This is a genomic window from Saccharopolyspora spinosa NRRL 18395, from assembly GCF_000194155.1.
In the GTDB taxonomy this organism is placed as follows: domain Bacteria; phylum Actinomycetota; class Actinomycetes; order Mycobacteriales; family Pseudonocardiaceae; genus Saccharopolyspora; species Saccharopolyspora spinosa.
On the sequence record NZ_GL877879.1, the window covers coordinates 503,522 to 526,328 of the forward strand.

The following is a 22,807-nucleotide window of genomic DNA, read 5'->3' on the forward strand; positions in this document are numbered from 1 at the left end:
GGAAGCGCGGGCGTGCTGCGAACGGTGATCGCGTGCTTCCGCGGCGTGTTCCACCATTGCCGCGATCACCCGTTCGGGCACTGTTGGTGTGGGTGTCTCGGCTAAGTTGCTCGTTGCGAACAGAAAACCGGAGGAGCAGTGAGTTATCCACCGCAAGATCCGTACGGAGCGCAGTCCGGACCGTACGGTGGGCAGTCGGGCCAATACCCCTCGGGGTCGTACCCGTCGGGCCAGTACCCGCCGCAGAACGGGTCGGACGACTTCTGGCGCCACGTCGCGGGCAACCAGCCCCCAATGCCGCCGAAGAAGAGCCGCACCGGGCTCATCGTCGCCCTGGTCGGCGCCGGTGCGGTGGTGGTCATCGGCATCGTGGTGACGATCATCCTGGTGGTCGTGAACAGCAACGGCGGCAGCAACACCAGCCACAACGCCGGCAGCACGACCAGCAGCAGCCCGACCGACACCGGCAGCACTAGCACCAGCACGAGCACCAGTTCCGGCAGCCAGTTCGCGGTCGGCAACTGCATCGACCTGCCCAGCGATAAGGGCGGCGACATGAACGCCGCGACCTGCGGTTCCGCGGACTCGGACTACGAGATCGTCGACGTCCAGCGCGGCACCGACCACTCGGTGTGCGGGGACAACTACAGCAACGTCACCGGCAGCAAGACCTACTGCATCGTCTTGGACGTCAAGGCGGGCGACTGCATCACGGCGTTCAACGACTCCGTCGACGTCCTGCCGCTGAAGATCGACTGCCGCACGGCAGAGGACCAGGTGACCGAGGTCGCCAACAGCACCGACCCCAAGATCGCCTGTGCGGAGGGCGAGGGCTACTACGTCTTCGCGGACCGCACCGTCTGCTTCGGCGACGTGCAGGGCGCCTGAGCGGTTGTGAGTGCGCGACCGGGCCCCGCGCCCGGTTGCACTCACGACCCCGAATTTCCGCTAAATAGGGCCATTTCCGCTGATCGGCCGTGGCGGGCCCGTCGTCTCGACTAGGTTTGCGCGACCTAGATCGTTTCCGGAGGGACCCATGAGCCATCCGCCGCGCAGCCGGGCGGGGAAGGTGATCGGCAGCGTCGTCTACATCGGTGCGCTGGGCATCGGGATCGCCATCGCCATCGTCGCGTACGTCACCTTCAGCGCTGATCAACCCGAGGCCGGGGATTGCGTGGCCATCACGGACGCCGACACCGCGGAGCCCAGCTGGCGGGGCGTCGACTGCGGCAGCGCCGAGTCGGACTTCCTGATCGCTAAGGTCACCGCGGGCTCGGCGGCGTGCCCGCCGGAGTACGCGACGACGAGCCGGGACACCCGGCGCACCAGCGGGGTGCGGTTGTGCCTGGTGCCGGACGTGGCGGTCGGCGACTGCCTGCGCGTCCCGGTGGGCGGTATCGAGACCAAGGTGCCCTGCGACGAACCGGGCGCGAACGAGCGGGTCACCGGGGTGACGTCGAACACCGGCGGCCCGGCGGTTTGCCCGTCCGGGACCAGCCGGACCGCGATTTACCCCGATCCGGCGCGAACGGTGTGCACCGCGCCTTCCGCTCAGTGACCAACGCGATCTGGTTCCGCTGCCCTCGATGTGATGTCGTGTCTGGGCAACCCCGCAGGTGAACAGGGGTGCTCGCACGATGAGGGAGGGCTTCGATGCGCAGCGAGGACCACACGGTCCGTGACATCACCCGGGGTCTGATGCGGGAACTCGGGCTGACCACGGTGTTCGGCAACCCGGGTACGACCGAGGTGCCGTTCCTGACCGGGTGGCCGGACGATTTCCGCTACGTGCTCGGCCTCCAGGAGTCCGTGGTCGTCGCGATGGCCGACGGTTACGCGCAGTCCCGCCGGGAGCCGGTGCTGGTCAACCTGCATTCCGCCGGCGGCGTGGGGCACGCGCTCGGCGCGATCTTCACCGCGTACCGCAACCGGACGCCGATGATCGTGACGGCCGGGCAGCAGACCCGCACCCTGATGTTCGACGAGCCGTTCCTCGGTGCCACCGACGCCGCCGATTTCCCCAAGCCGTACGTGAAGTGGAGCTACGAGCCGGCCCGCGCAGCGGACGTCCCGGCGGCCCTCGTGCGCGCCTACCAGCTGGCGACGACCCCGCCGTACGGCCCGGTCTTCGTGTCGATCCCGGCCGACGACTGGGACGAGCCCGGCGTGCCGGTGACGGCCCGGCCGCGCACCCCCGGTTCCGCCCCGGACCCGGCCGCCGTCGCCGACCTCGCCGAGGCGCTGCGGAGCTGCGAGCGCCCGGGGTTCGTCGTCGGCCCGGCGGTGGACGCCGACGGCGTGGTCGCGGACCTCGTCGAGCTGGCGGAGAAAGCGCAGGCGGCTGTTTACGTGGCGCCGATGTCGCCGCGCTGCTCGTTCCCCGAGGACCACCCGCAGTTCGCCGGTTTCCTGCAGCCCGAGCAGCGGTTGCTGACCGCTGAGCTCGCCGGGCACGACCTCGTCGTGGTGTGGGGCGCGCCAGCGTTCACCTACCACGTGTACCGCGGCGAGAGCGAAATCGAGCTGCCCGAGCTCTTCCTGGTGCACGACGACCCGCAGGTGCTCGGCCGGGCCCGGGAGGGGCGTGGCGTGCTGGGCACGCTGGCGCACTCTGTGCGGCAAGTCAACGAGAAGGTCGAGGCGCAGCAGCGGAGCGCGCCGGCGACCTACCAGCGGCCGCCGAAACCGGCCGCGTCCACGCCGATGACCGCCGCCTACGTCTTCGACACGATCGCCGGGGCGCTGCCCGCAGACGCGGCCGTGGTGGAGGAAACCCCCAGCCACCGCAACGACCTGCACGAGCACTTCCCGATCCGGTCCACCGACGGCGGGTTCTTCACCGGGTTCTCCGGCGCGCTCGGCTACGGCATCGGCGCGGCCGTCGGGGTGGCGATGGCGGACCCGACACGGCGCACGGTCGCGCTGATCGGCGACGGTTCCAGCATGTATGGGATCCAGTCGGTGTGGACCGCGGTCCGGGAGCAGGCGCCCGTCACGTTCGTGATCATGGACAACTCGCGGTACGCCGCGGTGGCGGTGCTGGGCGAGGCGGCGGGCGGCAGCAAGCTGCCCGGCGTGGATCTCGGTGGCATCGACTTCGCCGCGCTGGCCACCAGCCTGGGCTGCCGGGCCAAGCTGGTCCAGTCCCCGGCGGAGCTCGACGCGGCCCTCGCGGAGGAGTTCGCGGGCCATGCCGGACCGACCCTCCTGCACGTCAGGGTCGACCAGGGCCAGCGCTACCTGTACTGACCGGTGTTCCGCCGGGCCAGGCCCCGTGAGTGCGTTTGGGCGCTGTAGAGGCTGTGTGAGAACTCGTTGTGTTCTCCGCCGAGGAGCTCAACGTGATCCGCTCTCAGTTCGCGCGCGGGTTGCAGGCGCTGATCGCGCTGCGCCCCCGGACAAGCGACCGCCGACCGCCGAGGACAAGCTACTGGTGGTCATGGGCGTCTCCGGCGGGCTCGCCGTCGGCCGCGCGGCGGCGATGCCGATGGCGGGCTTGGGGATAGCAGCGCTGAACCCGGTGGCGCTACCGGTGACGGGCGCGCGGGAAGTGGAGTTGGCACCCGGTCACCGGTCAAGGGCCGACGCGGCGGAGTTACCCGGCTAGGTGATTTTTTTCGAGGTGAGGGGCACCCGACGGTGTGGTTCAGGTGGAGGGTTGCCGGGAAGACCTGTGAGCGGCTCTTGGGGATGGTTCGCGAATTTGACCAGCCGTTTGGTGGGAGTTCGGCGGCGGGGTTCCTGTTCAACTGACCGGGCTCGCGGACGCCGAGAGCCGGGCAGTTCGCATCAATTCAGTTGCCTATGTGCGTATCCCCGGCCTCCTGCAAATACGGGAGCATTCTCTCGCGCTCTGCTGTCGGCGTTCGGTGTCGAGCCGAGTGATCGCATTGAGTAGCTGATCGCTATTCGACAAGTACGCCAAGGGATTCTCACCAAACCGGTCCCTGTTGAAGACGAAGCGATCCTCGACGAAGCCGTCTCGGCCGAGCGGTGGGCAGTGGTCGGCTAATGGCAGAACAGCTCGACAAAATCGTCAAGATGGCAGCTTGCTACAAGCGGCGCGGCCTTGCGTCGGAGTTCTCGTTGATTAGGGCGTCCATGTCTGTGATCTTCCGGGTAGCAACTGTGTAGCAGCCGTGTAGCAGAAGCGCAGGGTAAAGCTCTCACCGCACAAATAGATACCGATCAACCACCGGCCGTGTGCTAGACCAAGCAGGGTCTGCAGATCCCCTGTGGTCAGGACAAAGAGCGTTTGTGTGGCGTACGGCGGTGTGCTTTGTGGTGAAGGGCACCTCCGGCCGACTTTGCCGGTTGCCGACATTGCCGGTTGCCGACATTGCCGGTTGTCGACTTTGCCGGTTAAAGGTGCCCTTCAGCCGGAATGCGTCAGTTGTGGGCGTCGGCCTTCTCGGCTTCCGCCAACTGCTTCGTCGTATCGTCTACTGTGGACTTCTCGATGGTCTCCGCCGCTGCTGCCGCCGGGGCTTGGGCGCTGCGGACGTCGAGGAGGCGGGCCACCTCGCTGCGGAGGTGGACGAAGGTTTCCGACTCGCGGGTGGTGATCTGATCCCGCTCGTCGCCGAGCGGGATCTCCAGGTCCGCCACGATCGACGCTGGGGACTTCGACAGCACGAACACCCGGTCCGCCAGGTAGATGCTCTCGTCGATGTCGTGGGTGACCAGCAGGACCGTGCTGTCGAACTGCTTGCGGACCCGCAGCAGCAGGTCCTCCAGTTCGAAGCGGGTCTGGGCGTCCACCGAGGCGAATGGCTCGTCCATCAGCAGCAGCGACGGCCGGCAGGCCAGCGCGCGGGCGATCGACACCCGCTGCTGCATGCCGCCGGAGAGCTGCCACGGGTACTTCTTCGCGGCAGCGCCCAGCCCCACCCACTCCAGCACCTCGTCGGCCCGGCTGCGCCGCTCGGCCTTGCTCAAACCCCTGGAGCGCAACGGGAATTCGACGTTGGACCGCACCGAGAGCCAGGGGAACAGCGATCGGCTGTAGTCCTGGAACACCACGGCCAGGTCGGTCGGCACGCCGTTCACGGGGGCGCCGCCCAGCCGGACGTCGCCGGCGGTGGGCTTGATCAGCCCGGAGATGGAGCGCAGCATGGTCGACTTGCCGCAGCCGGACGGGCCGACAATGCAGGCCAGTTCACCGGTGCGCACCTGGAACGTCAGGTCGGCGATGGCCTGGTGACCTCCGCCGCCGCCGTAGCGGTGTCCGAGCCCGGAGACTTCGAGCATGGTCTTGGTTTCGGTCATTGGAATTCAGCCTCCGACTACTTGGTGCGCCTGCGACGGTTGCCAGCTCAGCGCGCGGCGCTCCACCACGAGCAGCAGGGTGTTGAGGACGTATCCGAGGATGCCCAGCAGCACGATGCCCGCCCACATCGCGGGAAAGTCGAACTGCCGCTGGTCGAAGACCAGCCGGTAGCCGATGCCGTTGGTGGAGCCGACGAGTTCGGAGACGACCATCAGCACCAGCGCCAGCGACAGGCTCACCCGCAGTCCGGCGAAGATCTTCGGCGTCGCTGCGGGCAGCACCACCCCGAACACCCAGTGCGAGCGGGGGATGCGGAACGACCGGACGGTGTCCACCTTGACCTGGTCCACGGAGCGGACGCCGTCGACGGTGTTCAGCAGGATTGTTCAGCAGGATCGGCCACATCACGCCGAAGACGATCACGGTGATCTGCATCTGCGCGCCGATGCCCAGCAGCACCAGGAAGACCGGCACCAGCACCGGCGGCGGGATGGCCCGCATGAACGCCATCAGCGGTCCGAAGTAGTCCAGTGCGGTGCGGGACCGGCCGAGGAGGGTGCCGAGCGCGACGCCGAGCACCACCGCGATGAGCCAGCCCACTGCGATCCGTCCGAGGCTGGCCAGCATGTCCGAGAAAGCCTCGTCGGTCAGGAACAGCGACGAAGCCGGTCCGCTGAACCACTTCTCCACCGCGGTGCCGACGATCTGCGTCGGGGGCGGGAAGAACGCGCTCTGCGCGACGCGGGTGAGCAGTTCCCACACCACGATCGCGATGATGAAGACCGCCCAGCGCTGCAGGAATCCGCGCATCCTGATCATGCCGCCTCCCGATCGACCGCGCTCCACCGGAAGCCGCGCTTGTGCACCAGTTCCAGTGCCTCGTTGATGAGGTAGCCGACGATCCCGGCGACCAGCGTGCCCGCCAGCACCAGGTCCATCCGGCCCGCGCCGGTGCTCGCGTCGAGCACGAAGGTGCCGAGGCCGCTGGCGCCGCCGGCCAGGAACTCGGTGCTGACCACCAGGATCAGCGCCACCGCAGCGGACATCCGGATGCCGGTGAGCACGAACGGCGCCGCGTTCGGCAGCGCCACGGTGAACATCACCCGACCGCGGCCCAACCCGAAGGAGCGCGCGGTATCAACCATGACCGGGTCGATCTCGTCGAGCGCGTAGATGGTGTTGAACAGGATCGGCCACACCGAGGCGTACACCGCGAGTGTGATCTTGGTTTCCGGGCCCGCCCCGACCAGGACGATCGCCAGCGGGATCAGCGCCACCGAAGGGATCGGCCGGAGGAACTCGATGATCGCCCGGGTGGCCACCCGGACCCAGCGGACGCTGCCGAGCAGCAGCCCGGCGGGCACCGCGATGGCGATCGAGATGCCCAGCGCGATCGCCCACGCCAGCACGGTGGCGATCAGGTCGAGCAGGAAGGAGCGGTCGCCGAACAGTTCGACGAACTGGGCGAGCACTGTGGACGGTGGTGGGAAGTATTGCTGGGGGACGATTCCTGACCGGCTGAAGGCTTCCCACACGATGAGGAAGCCCAGCAGACCGACCAATCCCCGGAGTGTTTTGGTCATTTCCCGAGTCAGCTCTGCGGCGGAGCAACGATCATGCTCGCCACGTCGACGTCGTTCTGGATGTAGCCGAATTCCCGCATCAGACGCGGAATCCGCTCGAGGCGGGTTGCGTCGGCGCGGAAGTTCATCTTCAGCAGGGTGATGATCGCCGCGGTCTCCTTGTCGATCTTGGCGAATTGCGGCAGCAGCGGCTCGATCTTGCTGCGGTCCTGGGCCTCGGCCACCGCGCTCTCCAGGGCCCGCTGGAAAGCTGCCACGGTCTTGGGGTTCTCGTCGGCGAACTTGGCGGTCGAGACGTAGCCGCCCAGCGGCAGGTCCTCCAGCGGACCGGTCGCGGTGTCCACCACCGGGATGGCGCCCGCGTCGCGGGCGGACAGCGTCAGGAACGGTTCGACGACGAACGCCGCGTCGACCTGGTCGGCCTTCAGCGCGTTGGGCATGTTGGGGAAGCCGAGCGGCATCCACTGGACCTTGCTGTAGTCCACGCTGTTGGCCTTCATCGAGGCCTTCACCATCAGTTCGGAGATGGTGCCGGCGCCGCTGATCGCGATCTTCTTCCCCGCGAGGTCCTGCGGGCTGTGCACGCGGGCGCCCGGCGAAGCCATGATCATGCAGGTGTTCGGCGTGCTCGACGCGCAGTCCGCGACGATCTTCAGCTTGGTGCCACCCTTGGCCTGGGCGGCGAAGATGGGCACGTAGCTGCTGAAGGTAATGTCGTAGTCGCCGCCGATGGTGCTGGTCAGCGCGGTGCCGCCGTCTGGCGCGTTGATGATCTCGACGGTGAGGCCCTCGCGCTTGAAGTGGCCGTTTTGCACCGCCAGGTGCAGCGGTGCGAGTTCGCTGGTGGGCAGCCCGCCGATCCGTAGGTTCGCCTTCTCGACCTGGGCGTTGCCGCCCTGCTTGTCCTCCGATCCGCCTAGGAGTCCGCAACCGCTGGTGCCCATCAGGGCACCTGCCGTGACCATCCCGCTGGCCAGTTTCAACAGATCCCGGCGGGGAAGGGCGCGGGGAAGGGGACTCATGTGGATCCTCCTGGCATCTGGTGCGCGTTTTCCGTCGTGCCGTGCGCCGGGAGCGGAGTGCGGGTCGGCGATGGCGGCCGTCGCGGGTTGTGCCTGCGGGTGGACGGCGTCGTCGCGGTGTTGACCCGGGCGGACTAGCGGAGTGCGCAACGACTCCGGGCCGGTGGTGCGGGGACTCGGTGGCGCTGCGTCTTTTCTCCCAGTGCGGCGGCGGGGGGTTTGGTGCCCCCGAACTGTAGAAGCTCGGATCACACGCGACAACCAGGCGTGATTAGCTCGTTGCCACTCGTCCCACGGATGACCTGCGTGATTCACGCCACGCGGACCAACGTTCTAACAGAACTGTGACGGAGAGTCGAAATCCGCTGGACAATTCGAGGAAACGGAATGTCGTCTGGACCAACGCCCTCGGGTCATGCCCGACCGGGACCGCGAGTCTCCGGGGATGGTAGCGTAGGCGCTCACGGCCTCGTGATCAGCGGGAACGTCAGGCCTGCGGCGGGGCCGCGATCATGCTCGCGACGTCGATGTCGGTGTTGATGAACCCGAAGTCCTTCATCAGGCGCGGCACCCGCTGCAACCGGGTTGCGTCGGCCCGGGAGTTGAACTTCAGCAGCGTGATGATCGCCGCAGTCTCCTTGTCGATCTTGGCGAATTCTGGCAGCAGCGGCTCGATCTTGCTGCGGTCCTGCGCCTCGGCGACGGCGCGGTCCATCACCCGCTGGAACGCCGCGATGGTCTTGGGGTGCTCCTCGCAGAACTTCGCGGTCGCCCCGTAGCCCGTCAGCGGCAGGTCCTCCAGCGGTCCGGTGTCGGTGTCGACCACCGGCACCGCACCGCTGTTGCGGGCGGCCAGGGTGAGGAACGGCTCGGTGACGATCGCGGCGTCGACCCGGCGCTGCTGCAGCGCGGCGGGCATGGTGATGAACGGGGTCGGCGAGAGCTTCACCTTGGAGTAGTTCACGCCGTAGGCGTTCAGGGTGGCCTTGACCAGCAGTTCGGTGATGGTGTTGGGGCCACTGACGGCGATCGTCTTGCCTTCGAGGTTCTGCGGGGTGCGCACTCCGGAACCCGGCGAGGTCATGATCACCGTGGTGTTCGGCGCGGCCGCCGCGCAGTCCGCGACGATCTTCAGCTGCGCCGCACCGCTGGCCTGGGCGGCGAAGAACGGCACGTAGCTGCTGTAGGTGATGTCGAAGTCGCCACCGATGGTGCTGTTCAGCGCGGCGCTGCCGTCCGGGGCGTTGACGATCTCGACGGTCAGGCCCTCCTGCTGGAAGTAGCCGTTGCGGACGGCCAGGTGCAGTGGGGCCAGGTCGTTGATCGGCAGCGCGCCGACGCGCAGGTTCGCCTTCTCCACTTGGCCGTTGCCGCCGCTTTCCGCCTGCGAGCCACCGAGGAGCCCGCAGCCGCTCGTGCCCAGCAGCGCACCGGCGGTGACGGCACCACCTGCGAGCCTGAACAGACTCCTGCGGGGCAGGGAGCGGTGAGCGAGGGCGGGGCTCATCTGTTCCTCCTTGCATTGGGTGCGACGTGGAACGGTGGGCTGCGGCGGCGTGTGTCGATGGCGCAGCCGTGCCGACGGCGCGGGTGTACCCCGCGAGCGATACGGGAGATGTGTTGGTGCACGGTGGACTTAGCCACGAGCGGGGAAGGCCCTCGTCGGCCACACGCGCCGGGGCGCCTCAACCCTTGTGCGAAGTTCTGCGTCTTTCGTGGTGCGGCGGGGTGCGGGTGCCCCTGAACTGTAGAACGTTGAACAAAACCCGACAACTAGCTGTAACTAGGCACAGGTCACACGGATGGCCCAGTGTTGTTCATACCACCTTATGGAGTTGTGACCGCTCGTCTTGGGGGCCTGACTTGTGACGCCCAGTTAAGTATAGTCTCGCCCGTCGAGGTGACTTGGCCTCTGCTTCGGGGGATGCACGTTGTGACCAGGGAGTGTGATGGCAAGCCCGGCTGACAGAGTCAGGGTCTGCGGGGGCGCGGTGCGAGTCGTGGGACCGTCGACCCGCTCGTGGGTACCTGGCGCCGCCGCGTCGGGTCGCGGGCTTCCCAACACGATGATCAGCACTGCCGCGGCCTGGAGAGGCAACTAGCCGTGGCGGTGTCGCACATGTCCGCCGCAGCGCAGGAAACAGGGATGCTCAACAACGACCCCGCTACCGGAACCGGCGCGGCCACCGAACCGGCTGCCGGTCGGTCCAAGACGTGGTGGCTGCGCAACTGGCGCCTCCGGTACAAGATGGCCGCCGTCCTGCTCGTCCCGACCCTGGCCGCGCTCGGTGTCGGCGGAATCCGGGTCTACGACGGCCTCGCCACCCAGTCGCGGCTGAACACCATCGTCGAGCAGGTCGAACTCGGCGAGCAGGCCGCGAACCTGACCCACGAGCTGCAGCGCGAACGCGACTTCGCGATCGTCTTCACCACCGCCAACGGCGGCAGCGCGGGCACCGACTACGTCGCGCAGGGCCAGCGGGTCGACGCGGCGGTGCGGCAGCTGCAGGGCTTCGACCAGCAGGTCGTGAGCTTCTCGCCGGAGGTCCGCGACGCCTACGAGCGCGCGGTCCACCGCCTCGGCAGCCTCAGCGACCTGCGCTCCACCATCAACAGCCGCTTCACCGGCCCGCAGACGCTGGTCGCCTACAACTCGGTGCTCGAAGAGCTGCTGCAGATCAACCGGATGGTCGCCACCTCCGCGGTCAACACGCAGGTCAGCCAGACCGCCCGGGCCGCCGAAGCGCTCGGCCGGGCCAAGGAACAACTCGCCCAGCAGCGCTCGATCCTGCTCAGCGCCGGGATGCTCAACGGTTTCCTCACCGGGCAGGCCGACGCGGTCCGCGCCGCCAACGCGCGCTACGAAGCCGCTTTCGCGGAGTTCGAGAACGCCGCCACGCCGGAGCAGCGCGCCCTCTTCGCGGCCCGCGTCGCCGGCGCCGAGGTGGACGATTCGGAGCAGATCGAGCAGACCGCGCTGATCGCGGCCGACCGCAAGGAAGCGGTGCGCATCAACCCCCTCGAGTGGGGCACCCAGTCGGGCAAGCGCACCGACCTGGTCCGCTCGGTGGAGGAATCGGTGCTCACCGACTTCCACGACGACGCACAGGAACTGGCCGACTCCGCCTGGTGGTCGCTGATCCGCGACTCCGCGCTGCTGTTGCTGCTGCTGGTGGTCGCCTTCGGCGTCGCGGCCTACATCGCGCGCTCGATGCTCCGCCCGCTGCGCACCCTCCGCTACGGGGCTCTGGAAATCGCGCAGAAGAGCCTCCCGGAAGCGATCAGCAAGGTCAACGAGAACCCGGGCAGCGCCAACCAGATCACGGTGCAGCCCGTGCCGGTGTACTCCGGCGAAGAGATCGGGCAGGTGGCCCGCACCTTCGACGCAGTGCACCAGCAGGCGCTGCGGCTGGCCGCCGAGCAGGCGCTGCTGCGCAACAACGTCAACGACCTGTTCGTCAACCTGGCGCGCCGCAGCCAGACCCTGGTGCAGCGGCAGCTGGCCCTCATCGACCGGCTGGAGCAGGACGAGCAGGACCCGGACCAGCTGAGCAGCCTGTTCGAGCTGGACCACCTGGCCACCCGCATGCGCCGGAACAACGAGAACCTGCTGATCCTCGGCGGCACCGACCTGACCCGCCGGATGATGCGGCCGGTGCCGCTCAACGAGGTCCTCGGCGCGGCGGTGTCCGAAGTGGAGCAATACGCGCGGGTCGCCGTGGTCGACGCGCCCGACCTGGCCATCCAGGGCCGGGTCGTCAACGACTTCGTGCACCTGGTCGCCGAGCTGCTGGAGAACGCGACGGTCTTCTCCAACCCGGACACCGAGGTCACCGTCCGAACCGCCTACCGCAGGCAGGAACTCGTCATCGAAATCCGGGACCGCGGCGTGGGCATCGACGCCAGCGAGATCGACGAGATCAACGACCGGCTCACCCGGCCGCCGGAGATCGACGTCGCCGTGTCCCGCCGGATGGGCCTGTTCGTGGTCGGGCAGCTGGCCCGGCGCCACGACATCCGGGTCGAGCTGCACAACAACGACAACCTGGAAGGCGGCGTCACCGCGACGGTGCACCTGGCCGGCGAGTTCGTCGTCCAGCTGACGCCCGACGGCCCGCGGCCGATGCCCGACGTGCCGCGCGCCGCGCTCGCCGAGGAACGGCGCGAAGCGTTCAGCGAGACCGGCACGCACCTCGGCCTGGCCGCCGCGTTCGGCGGTCGCGCCGCCGCGAGCCCCGACCGCGGCGTCGAACAGCCAACCGAGCGCGCACCGCTGCCGTCGCTGGCCGGCATCGAGCAGGCCACCGCGTTCAACCCGCAACCCCAGCAGGAAGAACCGGAAGTCGAGGACACCGAGCTGTCGACCCAGTACTCGGTGACCGTTTCCAACGGCGATTCGTTCGGCGCCACAGACGTTCCGGAGTGGGAGGATGCGTCGAAGGCGCCTGCGGACGATGAGGTCCGCGCCGAGGAGTGGCCGAGCGAGGAGAACACCGGGAACCAGTTCTCGGACGAATTCGACGGGCACTGCGGGGCACCAGGAGAACCCGTCGGGTCGGCGGACCTCTTCCACAACCCGTTCGAGGCCGAGAAGACCGCCTCGATGGAGTTCCCGGCCGGGCTGGAAGAGCCCGTAAACAACGGCTTTGGACGGAACGGATCCGGGTCGGGCGGTGGCCTCTTCGGCACCGCGGACTCCGAGGGCGCCGCGGACAACGGAACCCGGCAGGAGCCGGCGTCGGAAGCTCGGGTGCAAGAGGAAGGCCCGGTTGAGGGCACCGAAGGCCAACCGCCGGCGTTCGCCGACGACGAGCCAGAGGGGGCCTCCTGGGACATGGACGATGCGCCGACCCAACGACTGCCGATCTACGAAGCCGTGCTTTCGCAGTGGTTCCGCGAGTCCGATGTGGACAATGTCCGGGCCGCACCGGCCACCCCGGCGGCGACCGAAGCGCTGATCGAGCCGAGGCGGCTGACCGAACAACCGCGCATCCTGGAAGAACCCGTCGTCGACGAGGTGCCGCGCACCACGACACCGGATCCCGGCTGGGGCGCGGCCGACGACGGCTGGCGGGCCGCCGAGGCCCTGCTGCAGACCCAGCAGGTCCAGGAGACCACCTCGGCCGGTCTGCCCAAGCGCGTGCCCAAGACGAACCTGGTGCCCGGCTCGGCCGCCCCGCGCGCCCCGCAGCCCCCCCGCCGCAAGCCCGCCGCCACCCGCTCGGCAGACGCCGTCCGCGGGCGGATGGCGAACTTCCAGCAGGGTGTCAAACGGGGGAGGCATTCCAAGGCCGAACCGGTTTCCACCGAACCACCCCGCTCGAATCCGAGCCGTCCCGAGGAGCAGGAGTGAACGGGTCCGTGCAGCAACCGATGAGCAGCAACAGCTTCAGCTGGCTGATCACCGACTTCGTGCGTCGCGTCCCCGGCGTGGCGCACTCGGTCGTGGTGTCCGCCGACGGCCTGCTGCTAGCCGGGTCCCAGGGTTTGCCGCGGGACCGCGCCGAGCAACTGTCCGCGGTGGCCTCCGGGCTGGTCAGCCTCACCCAAGGCGCCGCGCGTTGCTTCGAAGCCGGTGAGGTCACGCAGACCGTCGTGGAGATGGAGCAGGGCTACCTGTTCCTGATGTCCATCAGCGACGGTTCCTGCCTGGCGGTGCTGGCCGCGCCGAATGCCGACATCGGCTTGGTCGCCTACGAGATGACCTTGCTGGTGGAGCGGGTCGGACGACAGCTCACCCCGGAACTGCGGGCGCAGCTGCAGGGCATGGTGCGTCGGTGAGTCCGGCTGGGGAACGCTGAGGGGAGTTCGCCATGAACACCGGTTCCGAGCCCAGCTGGGACGGAGATCTCTTCCGCCTCTACAACAGGCGGCTGAGCGCCGAGTCCTGGCAGGACGACTTCGTCGACAACGACGGTTCGGCCGGCCACGGATCGGAGTCGATGGGCGGCTACGACCGGGCGTTGTTCGGCGGCCCGGGCGCGGACCTGTTCGGCTCCAGCTACAACTCGGTGCCCGAGGTCGCCGCCGGTCCCCGGCCGAACGACAGCGGCCCGTCGTCGGTGTCGATGCCGTCGATCTCGCAGTCGATGTCGTCGGTTTCCCAGTCGATGCCGTCGATCTCGCAGCCGATGTCGCCGATTTCCCAGTCCATGCCGTCGATCTCCGGCTCGATGCCGGCGATCCCCAGCGTCGACCAGCCGGAGTCCGACAACCTCGACGGCGGTGCCCTGGTGCGGCCCTACGCCCGCACGCGCGGGCGCACCCGCACCGATTATGATCTTGCTATCGAAACGCTGGTGACCACCAGCGAACGCGGTCGCTCGCAGGCGACCCAGACCAGGGCCGAGCACCGCTCGATCTCCGAGCTGTGCCTGGAGGCCCGCTCGGTGGCCGAGGTGGCTGCGCATCTGCGCCTCCCGCTGGGGGTCGTCCGGGTGTTGATCGGCGACATGGCCGACACCGGTCTGGTTCTGATTCACGACAGTGGCATGGTCGTCGGTGGTCGGCCGTCCACGGAGTTCTTGGAAAGGGTGCTCAGTGGGCTTCGCAGGCTCTGATCCCCAATCGAATGCGGCCGGCCAGAAGACCTCGACGAAGATCGTGGTGGCCGGTGGTTTCGGTGTCGGGAAGACGACTTTCGTCGGCTCAGTGTCCGAGATCGTGCCGTTGACGACCGAGGCGGTCATGACCGAGGCCAGCGTCGGGGTCGACGACCTCAGCGCGACGCCGGGCAAGGTCACCACCACGGTCGCGATGGACTTCGGCCGGGTCTCGCTGGACTCGGACCTGATCCTGTACCTGTTCGGCACCCCGGGCCAGCACCGGTTCTGGTTCATGTGGGACGACCTGGTGCGCGGCGCGATCGGCGCGGTGGTGCTGGTCGACACCCGGCGGCTGGCCGACGCGTTCGCCTCGATCGACTTCTTCGACGACCGGGGCCTGCCGTACATCATCGCGGTGAACACCTTCGACGGCGTGCTGAACCACCGCCAGGAGGACATCCGCGAGGCGCTGACCATCGCCGCCTCCGTCCCGATGATCACGGTGGACGCCCGGAACCGCGAGTCCACCAAGCAGGCCCTGATCGCCCTGGTGGAACACGCAATGCGCCAACGCATGGCCACGGCGCTTTGAGGCCGGATTTCCAGGCCCCTTCGTAGCGGTGCAGGTTGCACCCTGCCTGGCCCGGCCAAGCTGGTCCACAGTGGCCAGTCCCCGGATTTCAGCGCTGCCTTGCGTTTCTCGGCAAAACTGGGAAAGCAGGGTTCCTGCCCCGTTGGGGCCCCAGCGGGAGCTTCAGCGCTGCCTCGAAACTGGTGTGGGGCGAACGGCCTGTTCGCGTCGGTAGGTGGCGCGAATGGTCCGTTCGCTTCGTTCAGCCTGGTGTGGGTGCCGGGGTTGTTGGTGTGAGGCGGATGGCCTGTTCGCGTCGGTAGGTGGCGCGAATGGTCCGTTCGCTTCGTTCAGCCTGGTGTGGGTGCCGGGGTTGTTGGTGTGAGGCGGATGGCCTGTTCGCGTCGGTAGGTGGCGCGAATGGTCCGTTCGCTTCGTTCAGCCTGGTGTGGGTGCCGGGGTTGTTGGTGTGAGGCGGATGGCCTGTTCGCGTCGGTAGGTGGCGCGAATGGTCCGTTCGCTTCGTTCAGCCTGGTGTGGGTGCCGGGGTTGTTGGTGTGAGGCGGATGGCCTGTTCGCGTCGGTAGGTGGCGCGAATGGTCCGTTCGCTTCGTTCAGCCTGGTGTGGGGGTGTGGGGCGAATGGCCTGTTCGTGTCGGTAGGTGGCGCGGATGGTCCGTTCGCTTCAACCAGTGCTCACGCGTCGCGCGGCTTCAGCGGATGTTGGCGCCGTACACGTGATCGACCGCCATCGCTATCAGCACCCTTCGGTCGGACACCATCACCGACCGGTACTCCTCCCAGTCCGGGTGCTCCCCGGCGGCCATGCGGTAGTAGTCCACGAGCGCCTCGACTTCGCGGCCGTGTGGATCGGTTCCCGGGCCGGTGAGCGTCACCATGCCCTCGGCCGTGGCCCAACTACCAGGATTGCGACTCCACAACGCCGGCGCCGACACCAGCGTGACGGTGCTCTGGGGCTGGAGGCGGGTGCCGGCTAATGACGGGATCGTGAGTCTTTTGGGTGCTACAGCTGCCAAAAAGACTCACGGCGCCTGACCTGCGGTGGCGGTGAAAACCGTGGTGCGGCCGGAGATTCTGGATGCCGGGCGGTCAGTCCTCGACGAGTGCGACGGACATGATCCGGTGCAGCGGGAAGTTGTCCAGCTCCTCGCTACTGGTGTCGAAGCCCTGCAGGATTCCGCCGCCGACGCTTACCGGACGCACCACGCGCTGGCTCCGCACTCCGTGCGTGTCGACGAACCCCAGCCACACGCTCCGGCGCTGCCGCGCCGCGTCGCGCAGGAGCTGCAGCGTCGCCTCGGCGCTCGGCCGCCCGCGCTCGGGGCTCACGGCGCTGCCGCGCCCACTCGCCGACCGCTCTCCCGGAGGTCGAGCACGTTGCCGTCGGGGCCTTCGGCCACTGGGGCGAATCCGGCGACGCGGAGTACGGCGACGACGTCGGCTAGTGGCAGGGGGCTGATCAGGACGGTTGGGGCGATGCGGCGGAGTTCGAGTTCTTCGCTCTCGGGTTTGGCGAGGATTTCGGCCAGCAGCAGCGGATCGTCGCAGCGTAGGAAGGCTGCGGCGGTGCCCGCGCGGAGCCGGCCGTGGCGGCGGGCGACGTCGTCGATGAGGTAGGTCAGCGACTGCGGGATCGGGGTGCGGGAGCGGGTGCGGAACAGCGAGTGCAGGTCGTCGGCGGTGTGGCCGGCGTCGAGCGCGCGTCGGATGCTGCCTTCGCTGATGCGGTAGACGGTTGCGCTGCCTGCGGATTCGACGTCTGCGACGAGTTTCATCTCGATGGTGAGGTCGGGTTCGAGGCGGCCCGGCGCGACGACGGTGAGGTCGGCCTGCACTAGGACGTGGTCCAGTGGTTCGGGGAGTGCGTCGGCGAGTTGCCGGGCCGCTTCGGCCGCGCCGTCGACGAGCAGGACGCGTCCGGCGGTGGTCAGCGCGTGCAGCGCGACGACGCCGAGCGCGGTCGCCTCGGCGAGGGTCCAGCGCACTAGGTCGTCGCGCAGCCGTCCGCCGCGACGCGGGGCGCGCCAGCCGAGTACGGCGGCGACGTCGTCCGGCCGGGCGCCGTGTCCGCCCGGCAGTTCGTCGAGGTAGTCGAGGATGCGGCGGCGGTCTTTCGGCGCGAGCGGTCGGCGCAGGTCTTCGGACAGCGGGTTGAGCAGCCGGTCCTTCTCGTCGCGGGCGCCGATGAGGCCCGGCAGCCGGGGCAGGTCGAGCCAGGCCTGGGCCAGGGTCGCCCAGCGCTGCTCGGGCGGGGAGGCCAGCCAGGTGTCGGACTGGATGGTGGGCACCCACTGGGGTTCCGAGCCCTCGCTGTTGGCGAGGAGGTTGGCCGCGACCGCGACCTCCACGAGCAGGCCCAGCTGGTTCTCGTTGATCTCGATCGCCTTGGCGGTGCGGCGCAGGTCGCGCACGCCGATGCCGCCGGAGCGCAGCACCTCCGGTGGTTCCTCGCCCCAGGCGGCAAGCAGCTCTTCGACGTGCCGCAGCAGCTCCAGCGCCGCGCCGCCACCAGTGTTGTCCACATTGGACTGGCCGGTGCTGGTCAGGTCCGGGATCGGCTCCTCGGGCTCCACCGGGCCCATCGGGTGGTCGCCGCGCACGGCCAACGCGAGCTGGCGCGGCAGCTCGACGGTCTCGGCATCGCGTCGCAGCAGCAGCCCCTTGGCGAGCAGCCGTTGCACCGGATTGGCCGCTTGCTCCAGCGGGACCTGCTTGGCGGCGTCCTTGGTGCGGCCGATCGGCGCGCCTTCGGCGAGCTTGCCGACCAACCGCCGCTCCTCCTCGTCGAGGTCGGCCAGCGCGGCCTTCGCCGCCGCCTCGGTGAGGTGCTCGGCGGGGCAGCCGAGCCCGGCGGGGAAGGTCGGGAGCGCCTCCCGCGCCGCCGTGGACACCGATAGCTCGGCGTCCTCGCCCCAGGCCAGCGCGAGGTCGCGCAGCTGCGTGACCGATCGGCGGACGCGTTCGACGGTGACGTCGTGGCCGAGCAGCCCGGCGACGGCGTCCAACGGCACCGGGGCGACGTCGGCGTCGAGCAGCACCAGCGCCTCGAGCGTGGCTTGGGCGAAGGAATCGAGATCCTCGCAGGCCCGAGCGACGGACGAACGCACTCCGACGCGCGTCGCCAGCACCGAGTTGTCGGCCGGTGGTGGCGTCGCGAGGTCGGGCCGCGCGCGCAGCAGGGCGACGAGCTGTTCGTCGCTGCGTGCCCGCAGCCAATCCGCCAGTGATGACATCCTCTCCACGATACCCAGCAGCTGCGCTGCGCCGACTATCTCCTCCGCCGCCTGGTGAGAGATGCATCGCACCGGGCCGAGGTCCGCGCGCCGGTCCTGGTGCCGGGTCTGCGAACCTCGACCGGCCTGTTGATCATCACGCAGCCCACCCACCATCCGGGCGGCCTTGGAGAGGTGCCGATTTCGCGCGAAACCGGCACCTCTCCCGCACGTGGAGGCCGATTTGGCGCGACATCGGCCGCACCCTCAATGCCTGATCAACGTTGCTCGACGCGGCATTAGTTGCGCTGCGCACCCTTGGGTGAGGTCCGGGCTCGGATCCGGCAAACTGGAAGTGCACCGTAGCCGGAATGCACAGGAGGAACGACGTGGCCGGCAAGACCAAAAAGGACCGCATTGACCCGTCTTGGCCGAAGGTCTCGGACGGCGATCACCCGGTGAGCGAAATCCTGGCCGACAAGCAGGGCGCGTTGTCGCCGTTCGGGGATACCGCCTTCCCGCTCGGGCAGGACGCCGTTCCCTACGTCCACCCGGTCACCCGAATCAACAAGTGACCCTCCTGTCAAGGGGAACCGGTCGGTAACGGGACCGGACGTCGCTCACAGTCGGGAAAGTTTTAGGCTTTTTCGTGCTGGGTGAAGTTCTGGTCGCTTAGCAGTCCCGAAGGGCTTGCATCCCGGATAGGCGATCTGCTTCCGGCGGCCTGCGGGCCGCCGGAGGACCGCACCCACCAAGTCCATTGCCGATCAGCTCGACAGGGGTGTGCCATGCCGGTTCCAGGTCCGGGTTATTCGATCACCGTTCGCGTCGAGGCCCCGCCGTCGACGACCGCTGCGGGTGACCTGACGAGCGCGATCGGTCGTGCGGGCGGCGTCATCACGGCGTTCGACGTCGTCGAGTCGCACGCCGACCGCATCGTCGTCGACATCACCTGCAACGCGCTGTCGGCCGACCACGCCAATGACCTCGCCGAGGTCCTCGGCGCGCTGCCCGGTGTCCGCGTGCGCAAGATCTCCGACCGGACCTTCCTGGTGCACCTCGGCGGCAAGATCGAGGTCAACTCGCGGGTCGCGCTCAACAACCGCGACGATCTCTCCCGCGCGTATACCCCCGGCGTGGCCCGGGTGTGCACCGCGATCGCGGACAACCCCGAGGACGCTCGCCGGCTGACCATCAAGCGCAACGCGGTCGCGGTGGTCACCGACGGTTCCGCCGTGCTCGGGCTGGGCAACATCGGCCCGGCGGCCGCGCTGCCGGTCATGGAAGGCAAGGCCGCGCTGTTCAAGAAGTTCGCCGGCGTCAACGCCTGGCCGGTCTGCCTGGACACCCAGGACACCGAGGAGATCATCCGCGCCGTCGAGTTGCTCGCCCCGGTCTACGGCGGCATCAACCTGGAGGACATCGCCGCCCCGCGCTGCTTCGAGATCGAGGCCCGGCTGCGGGAGAAGCTGAACATCCCGGTCTTCCACGACGACCAGCACGGCACCGCGATCGTGGTGCTCGGCGCGCTGCGCAACGCGCTGCGCGTGGTGAACAAGGACATCACCGACTGCCGCATCGTGGTGTGCGGCGTCGGCGCCGCCGGTTCGGCCATCATCCGCCTGCTGCAGCACAAGAAACCGGCCGACATCATCGCCGTCGACATCGACGGCATCGTCCACGCCGGTCGCGGCGACAGCGACCCGAACCTGCAGTCCATCGCGGCGTCCACCAACAAGGACGGCCGCAGCGGCACGCTGTCCGACGCGGTGCGCGAGGCGGACGTGTTCATCGGCGTGTCCGCACCGAACCTGCTCAGCGCGGACGACGTGGCGTCCATGAACTCCGACGCGATCGTGTTCGCGCTGGCCAACCCCGACCCGGAGATCGACCCGCTGGAGGCGCAGAAGCACGCCACCATCGTGGCGACCGGCCGCAGCGACTACCCGAACCAGATCAACAACGTGCTGGCCTTCCCGGGCGTGTTCCGCGGTCTGCTGGACGCGCACGCGCACAAGATCACCGACGAGATGATGCTGGCGGCGTCGAACGCGATCGCCGACGTCGTGGACGGGGAACGGATCAACGCGTCGTTCATCGTGCCGAGCGTGTTCGACTCCGCGGTGGCCCCGGCGGTCGCGGAAGCGGTGAAGAAGGCCGCGATCGCGTCGAAGGAGGGCGACCCGGCCCCACAGGGCGGCTCCTCCCTGCCCTGGTCGATGGCCGAGGACACCGAGTACTGATCGAACGGGGTCGTGAGTTTTCGGGCAGCTGTGGCGACCAGACTCACGGCCCCGTGAACAGCCCGAACGCTCAGCCTGGGAAGCCGTGCCGCGGTGATTTCGGCAATCCCCGGCAGGTCTAGGCTCGGGGCATGGCGCAGGACGAGCTCACGCATGTCGACGAGGCGGGCGCGGCTCGCATGGTCGACGTCTCCGGAAAGCAGGCCACCGCCCGCACCGCTGTCGCCAGCGGCGTGGTGCGCACGACTGCCGAGGTGATCGCCCTGCTGCGCCGCGACGGGCTGCCGAAGGGCGACGCGATCGCCACCGCCCGGATCGCCGGGATCATGGCCGCGAAGCGGACCCCGGACCTGATCCCGCTGTGCCACCCGATCGCGATTTCCGGCGCCAAGGTCGAGTTCGTGCTCGGCGAGGCCGAGGTGCGGATCACCGCGACGGTGAAGACCACCGATCGCACCGGCGTCGAGATGGAGGCGCTGACCGCGGTCACCGGGGCGGGGCTGACGCTGCACGACATGATCAAGGCCGTCGACCCGGCCGCCGTGCTCGACGCCGTCCAGGTGGAGCGCAAGGAAGGCGGCAAGACCGGCACCTGGACCCGCGACGCCTGATCCAGGATCCGCGATTTCCATTGAGCGTTTTCCAACCTCTTCTTGCGTTGCTCAGCGGTCTTCTCGGCTGTGGGATCCCAGACTGGTATCAGACCCCAGGCTGTCCGCGCGGGAAGACCGCTTCGGCGCATGCTCGCGTCGTGGCACTTCAGGCTTCGGTCGGCGGATCGACCAGGATGAAAAGACTCATGGAAATCGAAGGTCTGATTTTCATTGAAATTGCGGAACGGCACCGGTGCCGCGTACCGCCCAGCGGGCGGGGTTGAGGCCGTGTCGGTCGGTCGCGGAGGATGGCCCCTGCGGCGGCCGAATCGGACGGGGCGCGAAATACACAGGAGGTCTCCATGACGAGGACAGCGCGAGTGATCGCCGCGTCCAACCGCGCCGCGGCCGGCGTGTACCCCGACCGCACCGGTCCGGTGATCGTCGAATGGCTGCGCGGGCGCGGCTATGAGACCCCCGCCCCCGTCGTGGTGCCCGACGGCGAACCGGTGGGGGAGGAGCTGCGCCGCGCGGTCGCCGACGGCGCGGAGGTCGTGATCACCACCGGCGGCACCGGCATCAGCCCGACCGACCGCACACCCGAGGTCACGGCGGCGGTGCTCGACTACCCGATCCCGGGGCTGGCCGAGGCGATCCGGTCGGCAGGCTTGCCGGAGGTCCCGACGGCGGTGCTCTCCCGTGGGCTGGCCGGGGTCAGCGGCCGGACGTTGATCGTGAACCTGCCGGGCTCGCGCGGCGGCGTCAAGGACGGGCTCGGCGTGCTGGACGGAGTCCTGGAGCACGCCGTCGACCAGCTGCACGGCGGCGACCACGCGGTGCCGAACCGCGTGGTCGCGGACGTCCTGCGGGCCGACGTGACCGAGCAGGTGATCGACGTCGAGGACCTGGCCCGCTCGGTGGAGCGCAGCGCGGCAGGCGCAGTGGTGACCTTCAGCGGGGTGGTCCGCGACCACGACGGCGGGCGCGGCGTGCGCGAGCTCGAATACGTCGGGCATCCCAGCGCGTCCGACGTGATCGCCGAGGTGGCGCAGGACATCGCGGCGCGCTTCGATGGGGTGCGCGCCATCGCGGTGTCGCACCGCATCGGCCTGCTCAAGATCGGCCATGTGGCGCTCGGGTGCGCGGTGGCGGCGGAACACCGCAAGCAGGCGTTCAGCGCCTGCTCGGAGCTGGTCGACGAGGTGAAGCGGCGCCTGCCGATCTGGAAGCGCCAGGTCTTCGACGACAACACCGAAGAATGGGTCAACTGCCCGTGATGGCGGATTCCGGTCTCGCCTGACCAATACGCGGCGCAGGCGCGGACGCACGGTTTCTGAACAGCGAAAACGTCGCCTCGATCAGCACCTCCAGGACGAGGTCCAGGTCCGTGTCGGCCGCGAGTTGGCCCGCGCGTTGGGCGCTGCGCAGCCGCTCCTTCTTCGCCTCAGTTACCGGCGCTTCCATCTTCTCGCGGTAGATCGCGGCCAGCTCCGGATCGTTGATTATCTCGGTGTTGAGCGCCCGGATCGGCGCCTCGAACTCGGGATCGGCGAACTCGGCCGCCGTCGCGCGCAGCACGGTCTTGAGGTCCGCCTCGACGTCGCCGGTGTCCGGATTCACGATCCCTTCGCCGTCCTCCCGCTCGCTGAGCACCAGCACGGAGTCGAAGACGACCGCGCCCTTCGACGGCCACCAGCGGTAGATCGTCTGCTTTCCGAGCGAGGAACCCCGGGAAATGCCGGAACCCC

At 68.8% G+C, this 22,807-nt stretch carries 17 protein-coding genes and 4 pseudogenes; 13 read left to right on the forward strand and 8 right to left on the reverse strand.

Going from position 1 to position 22,807, the window contains the following annotated elements; genetic code table 11:
• The first annotated feature begins 138 nt into the window (after positions 1–138).
• The 5 genes and pseudogenes from SSPN_RS44880 (at position 139) to SSPN_RS62810 (ending at position 3,902) form a co-directional block, all read left to right on the forward strand.
• Complete coding sequence (locus tag SSPN_RS44880; protein WP_010308547.1) at positions 139–888, forward strand: hypothetical protein; 750 nt, start codon at positions 139–141, stop codon at positions 886–888.
• Positions 889–1,036: 148 nt separating this feature from the next.
• Positions 1,037–1,558: an LppU/SCO3897 family protein gene (locus SSPN_RS0121450; protein ID WP_010308551.1), complete on the forward strand. Its 522-nt coding sequence runs from the start codon at positions 1,037–1,039 to the stop codon at positions 1,556–1,558.
• Between the two features lie 95 nt (positions 1,559–1,653).
• A complete protein-coding gene (gene mdlC / locus SSPN_RS0121455) occupies positions 1,654–3,249 on the forward strand; it encodes a benzoylformate decarboxylase (protein WP_010308555.1) in 1,596 nt (531 codons plus the stop codon).
• A gap of 68 nt (positions 3,250–3,317) precedes the next feature.
• Positions 3,318–3,538, forward strand: a pseudogene (locus SSPN_RS51485) (dynamin family protein); the annotation flags it as partial.
• 211 nt (positions 3,539–3,749) lie between these two features.
• Positions 3,750–3,902 (forward strand): Scr1 family TA system antitoxin-like transcriptional regulator, encoded by a 153-nt coding sequence (locus SSPN_RS62810; protein WP_394378865.1) that lies wholly within the window; start codon positions 3,750–3,752, stop codon positions 3,900–3,902.
• A 487-nt stretch (positions 3,903–4,389) separates the two neighbouring features.
• On the opposite strand, the gene SSPN_RS0121470 is transcribed toward SSPN_RS62810, so the two are convergent.
• From SSPN_RS0121470 to SSPN_RS0121490, 5 genes and pseudogenes are all read right to left on the reverse strand, one after another.
• The gene (locus SSPN_RS0121470; RefSeq protein WP_010308566.1) at positions 4,390–5,268 is read right to left on the reverse strand and encodes an ABC transporter ATP-binding protein; all 879 of its coding nucleotides are present in this window, start codon (positions 5,266–5,268) and stop codon (positions 4,390–4,392) included.
• A 6-nt stretch (positions 5,269–5,274) separates the two neighbouring features.
• Positions 5,275–6,088, reverse strand: a pseudogene (locus SSPN_RS44885) (ABC transporter permease).
• Complete coding sequence (locus SSPN_RS0121480; RefSeq protein WP_029535584.1) at positions 6,085–6,852, reverse strand: ABC transporter permease; 768 nt, start codon at positions 6,850–6,852, stop codon at positions 6,085–6,087. Before SSPN_RS0121480 ends, SSPN_RS44885 begins: the two are co-directional and overlap by 4 nt.
• A gap of 8 nt (positions 6,853–6,860) precedes the next feature.
• Positions 6,861–7,874 carry an ABC transporter substrate-binding protein gene (locus tag SSPN_RS0121485; protein WP_029535585.1) on the reverse strand — a complete coding sequence of 338 codons (1,014 nt, stop codon included), beginning with the start codon at positions 7,872–7,874 and terminating at the stop codon, positions 6,861–6,863.
• Positions 7,875–8,361: 487 nt separating this feature from the next.
• A complete protein-coding gene (locus SSPN_RS0121490) occupies positions 8,362–9,381 on the reverse strand; it encodes an ABC transporter substrate-binding protein (protein ID WP_010308574.1) in 1,020 nt (339 codons plus the stop codon).
• A 612-nt stretch (positions 9,382–9,993) separates the two neighbouring features.
• Here SSPN_RS0121490 and SSPN_RS0121495 point away from each other — a divergent pair.
• The 4 genes from SSPN_RS0121495 to SSPN_RS0121510 are packed head-to-tail and all read left to right on the forward strand — an operon-like array spanning position 9,994 to position 15,011.
• A complete protein-coding gene (locus SSPN_RS0121495; RefSeq protein ID WP_237710679.1) occupies positions 9,994–13,227 on the forward strand; it encodes a sensor histidine kinase in 3,234 nt (1,077 codons plus the stop codon).
• A 20-nt stretch (positions 13,228–13,247) separates the two neighbouring features.
• Positions 13,248–13,655: a roadblock/LC7 domain-containing protein gene (locus SSPN_RS0121500; RefSeq protein ID WP_063713963.1), complete on the forward strand. Its 408-nt coding sequence runs from the start codon at positions 13,248–13,250 to the stop codon at positions 13,653–13,655.
• Positions 13,656–13,687: 32 nt separating this feature from the next.
• On the forward strand, positions 13,688–14,434 hold the full coding sequence (locus SSPN_RS0121505; RefSeq protein ID WP_010308580.1) for a DUF742 domain-containing protein: 747 nt from the start codon (positions 13,688–13,690) through the stop codon (positions 14,432–14,434).
• Positions 14,415–15,011 carry a GTP-binding protein gene (locus SSPN_RS0121510; protein WP_010308583.1) on the forward strand — a complete coding sequence of 199 codons (597 nt, stop codon included), beginning with the start codon at positions 14,415–14,417 and terminating at the stop codon, positions 15,009–15,011. Before SSPN_RS0121505 ends, SSPN_RS0121510 begins: the two co-directional genes overlap by 20 nt.
• A 692-nt stretch (positions 15,012–15,703) precedes the next feature.
• Here SSPN_RS0121510 and SSPN_RS44890 read toward each other — a convergent pair.
• Both SSPN_RS44890 and SSPN_RS44900 read right to left on the reverse strand, forming a co-directional pair.
• Positions 15,704–15,910 (reverse strand): annotated as a pseudogene (locus tag SSPN_RS44890) (pyridoxamine 5'-phosphate oxidase family protein); the annotation flags it as partial.
• A gap of 190 nt (positions 15,911–16,100) precedes the next feature.
• A pseudogene (locus tag SSPN_RS44900) lies at positions 16,101–18,244 on the reverse strand (helicase-associated domain-containing protein).
• Between the two features lie 350 nt (positions 18,245–18,594).
• Here SSPN_RS44900 and SSPN_RS0121525 point away from each other — a divergent pair.
• The 4 genes from SSPN_RS0121525 to SSPN_RS0121540 all read left to right on the forward strand — a co-directional run bounded on the left by SSPN_RS0121525 (position 18,595) and on the right by SSPN_RS0121540 (position 22,336).
• The gene (locus SSPN_RS0121525; protein ID WP_044574725.1) at positions 18,595–18,798 is read left to right on the forward strand and encodes a hypothetical protein; all 204 of its coding nucleotides are present in this window, start codon (positions 18,595–18,597) and stop codon (positions 18,796–18,798) included.
• Positions 18,799–19,011: 213 nt separating this feature from the next.
• Positions 19,012–20,466, forward strand: coding sequence for an NAD-dependent malic enzyme (locus tag SSPN_RS0121530; RefSeq protein ID WP_010308600.1), 1,455 nt, complete (start codon positions 19,012–19,014; stop codon positions 20,464–20,466).
• Positions 20,467–20,597: 131 nt separating this feature from the next.
• Positions 20,598–21,077, forward strand: coding sequence for a cyclic pyranopterin monophosphate synthase MoaC (gene moaC, locus SSPN_RS0121535; protein ID WP_010308604.1), 480 nt, complete (start codon positions 20,598–20,600; stop codon positions 21,075–21,077).
• Between the two features lie 344 nt (positions 21,078–21,421).
• Positions 21,422–22,336, forward strand: a complete 915-nt coding sequence (locus SSPN_RS0121540; protein ID WP_029535586.1) for a molybdenum cofactor biosynthesis protein MoaE — start codon at positions 21,422–21,424, stop codon at positions 22,334–22,336.
• Here the strand turns inward: SSPN_RS0121540 and SSPN_RS44905 are convergent.
• A complete protein-coding gene (locus SSPN_RS44905) occupies positions 22,323–22,718 on the reverse strand; it encodes a TetR-like C-terminal domain-containing protein (protein WP_010308612.1) in 396 nt (131 codons plus the stop codon). The genes SSPN_RS0121540 and SSPN_RS44905 overlap by 14 nt on opposite strands.
• Positions 22,719–22,807 lie beyond the last annotated feature (89 nt).

What these genes read in the sequence shown, in the direction of transcription:
- SSPN_RS0121450 (WP_010308551.1), top strand. Translation starts at nt 1,037, where the DNA reads ATGAGCCATCCGCCGCGCAGCCGGGCGGGGAAGGTGATCGGCAGCGTC.
- mdlC (WP_010308555.1), top strand. Translation starts at nt 1,654, where the DNA reads ATGCGCAGCGAGGACCACACGGTCCGTGACATCACCCGGGGTCTGATG.
- SSPN_RS0121470 (WP_010308566.1), bottom strand. Translation starts at nt 5,268, where the DNA reads ATGACCGAAACCAAGACCATGCTCGAAGTCTCCGGGCTCGGACACCGC.
- SSPN_RS0121480 (WP_029535584.1), bottom strand. Translation starts at nt 6,852, where the DNA reads ATGACCAAAACACTCCGGGGATTGGTCGGTCTGCTGGGCTTCCTCATC.
- SSPN_RS0121485 (WP_029535585.1), bottom strand. Translation starts at nt 7,874, where the DNA reads ATGAGTCCCCTTCCCCGCGCCCTTCCCCGCCGGGATCTGTTGAAACTG.
- SSPN_RS0121490 (WP_010308574.1), bottom strand. Translation starts at nt 9,381, where the DNA reads ATGAGCCCCGCCCTCGCTCACCGCTCCCTGCCCCGCAGGAGTCTGTTC.
- SSPN_RS0121495 (WP_237710679.1), top strand. Translation starts at nt 9,994, where the DNA reads ATGTCCGCCGCAGCGCAGGAAACAGGGATGCTCAACAACGACCCCGCT.
- SSPN_RS0121500 (WP_063713963.1), top strand. Translation starts at nt 13,248, where the DNA reads ATGAGCAGCAACAGCTTCAGCTGGCTGATCACCGACTTCGTGCGTCGC.
- SSPN_RS0121505 (WP_010308580.1), top strand. Translation starts at nt 13,688, where the DNA reads ATGAACACCGGTTCCGAGCCCAGCTGGGACGGAGATCTCTTCCGCCTC.
- SSPN_RS0121525 (WP_044574725.1), top strand. Translation starts at nt 18,595, where the DNA reads ATGCACAGGAGGAACGACGTGGCCGGCAAGACCAAAAAGGACCGCATT.
- SSPN_RS0121530 (WP_010308600.1), top strand. Translation starts at nt 19,012, where the DNA reads ATGCCGGTTCCAGGTCCGGGTTATTCGATCACCGTTCGCGTCGAGGCC.
- moaC (WP_010308604.1), top strand. Translation starts at nt 20,598, where the DNA reads ATGGCGCAGGACGAGCTCACGCATGTCGACGAGGCGGGCGCGGCTCGC.
- SSPN_RS0121540 (WP_029535586.1), top strand. Translation starts at nt 21,422, where the DNA reads ATGACGAGGACAGCGCGAGTGATCGCCGCGTCCAACCGCGCCGCGGCC.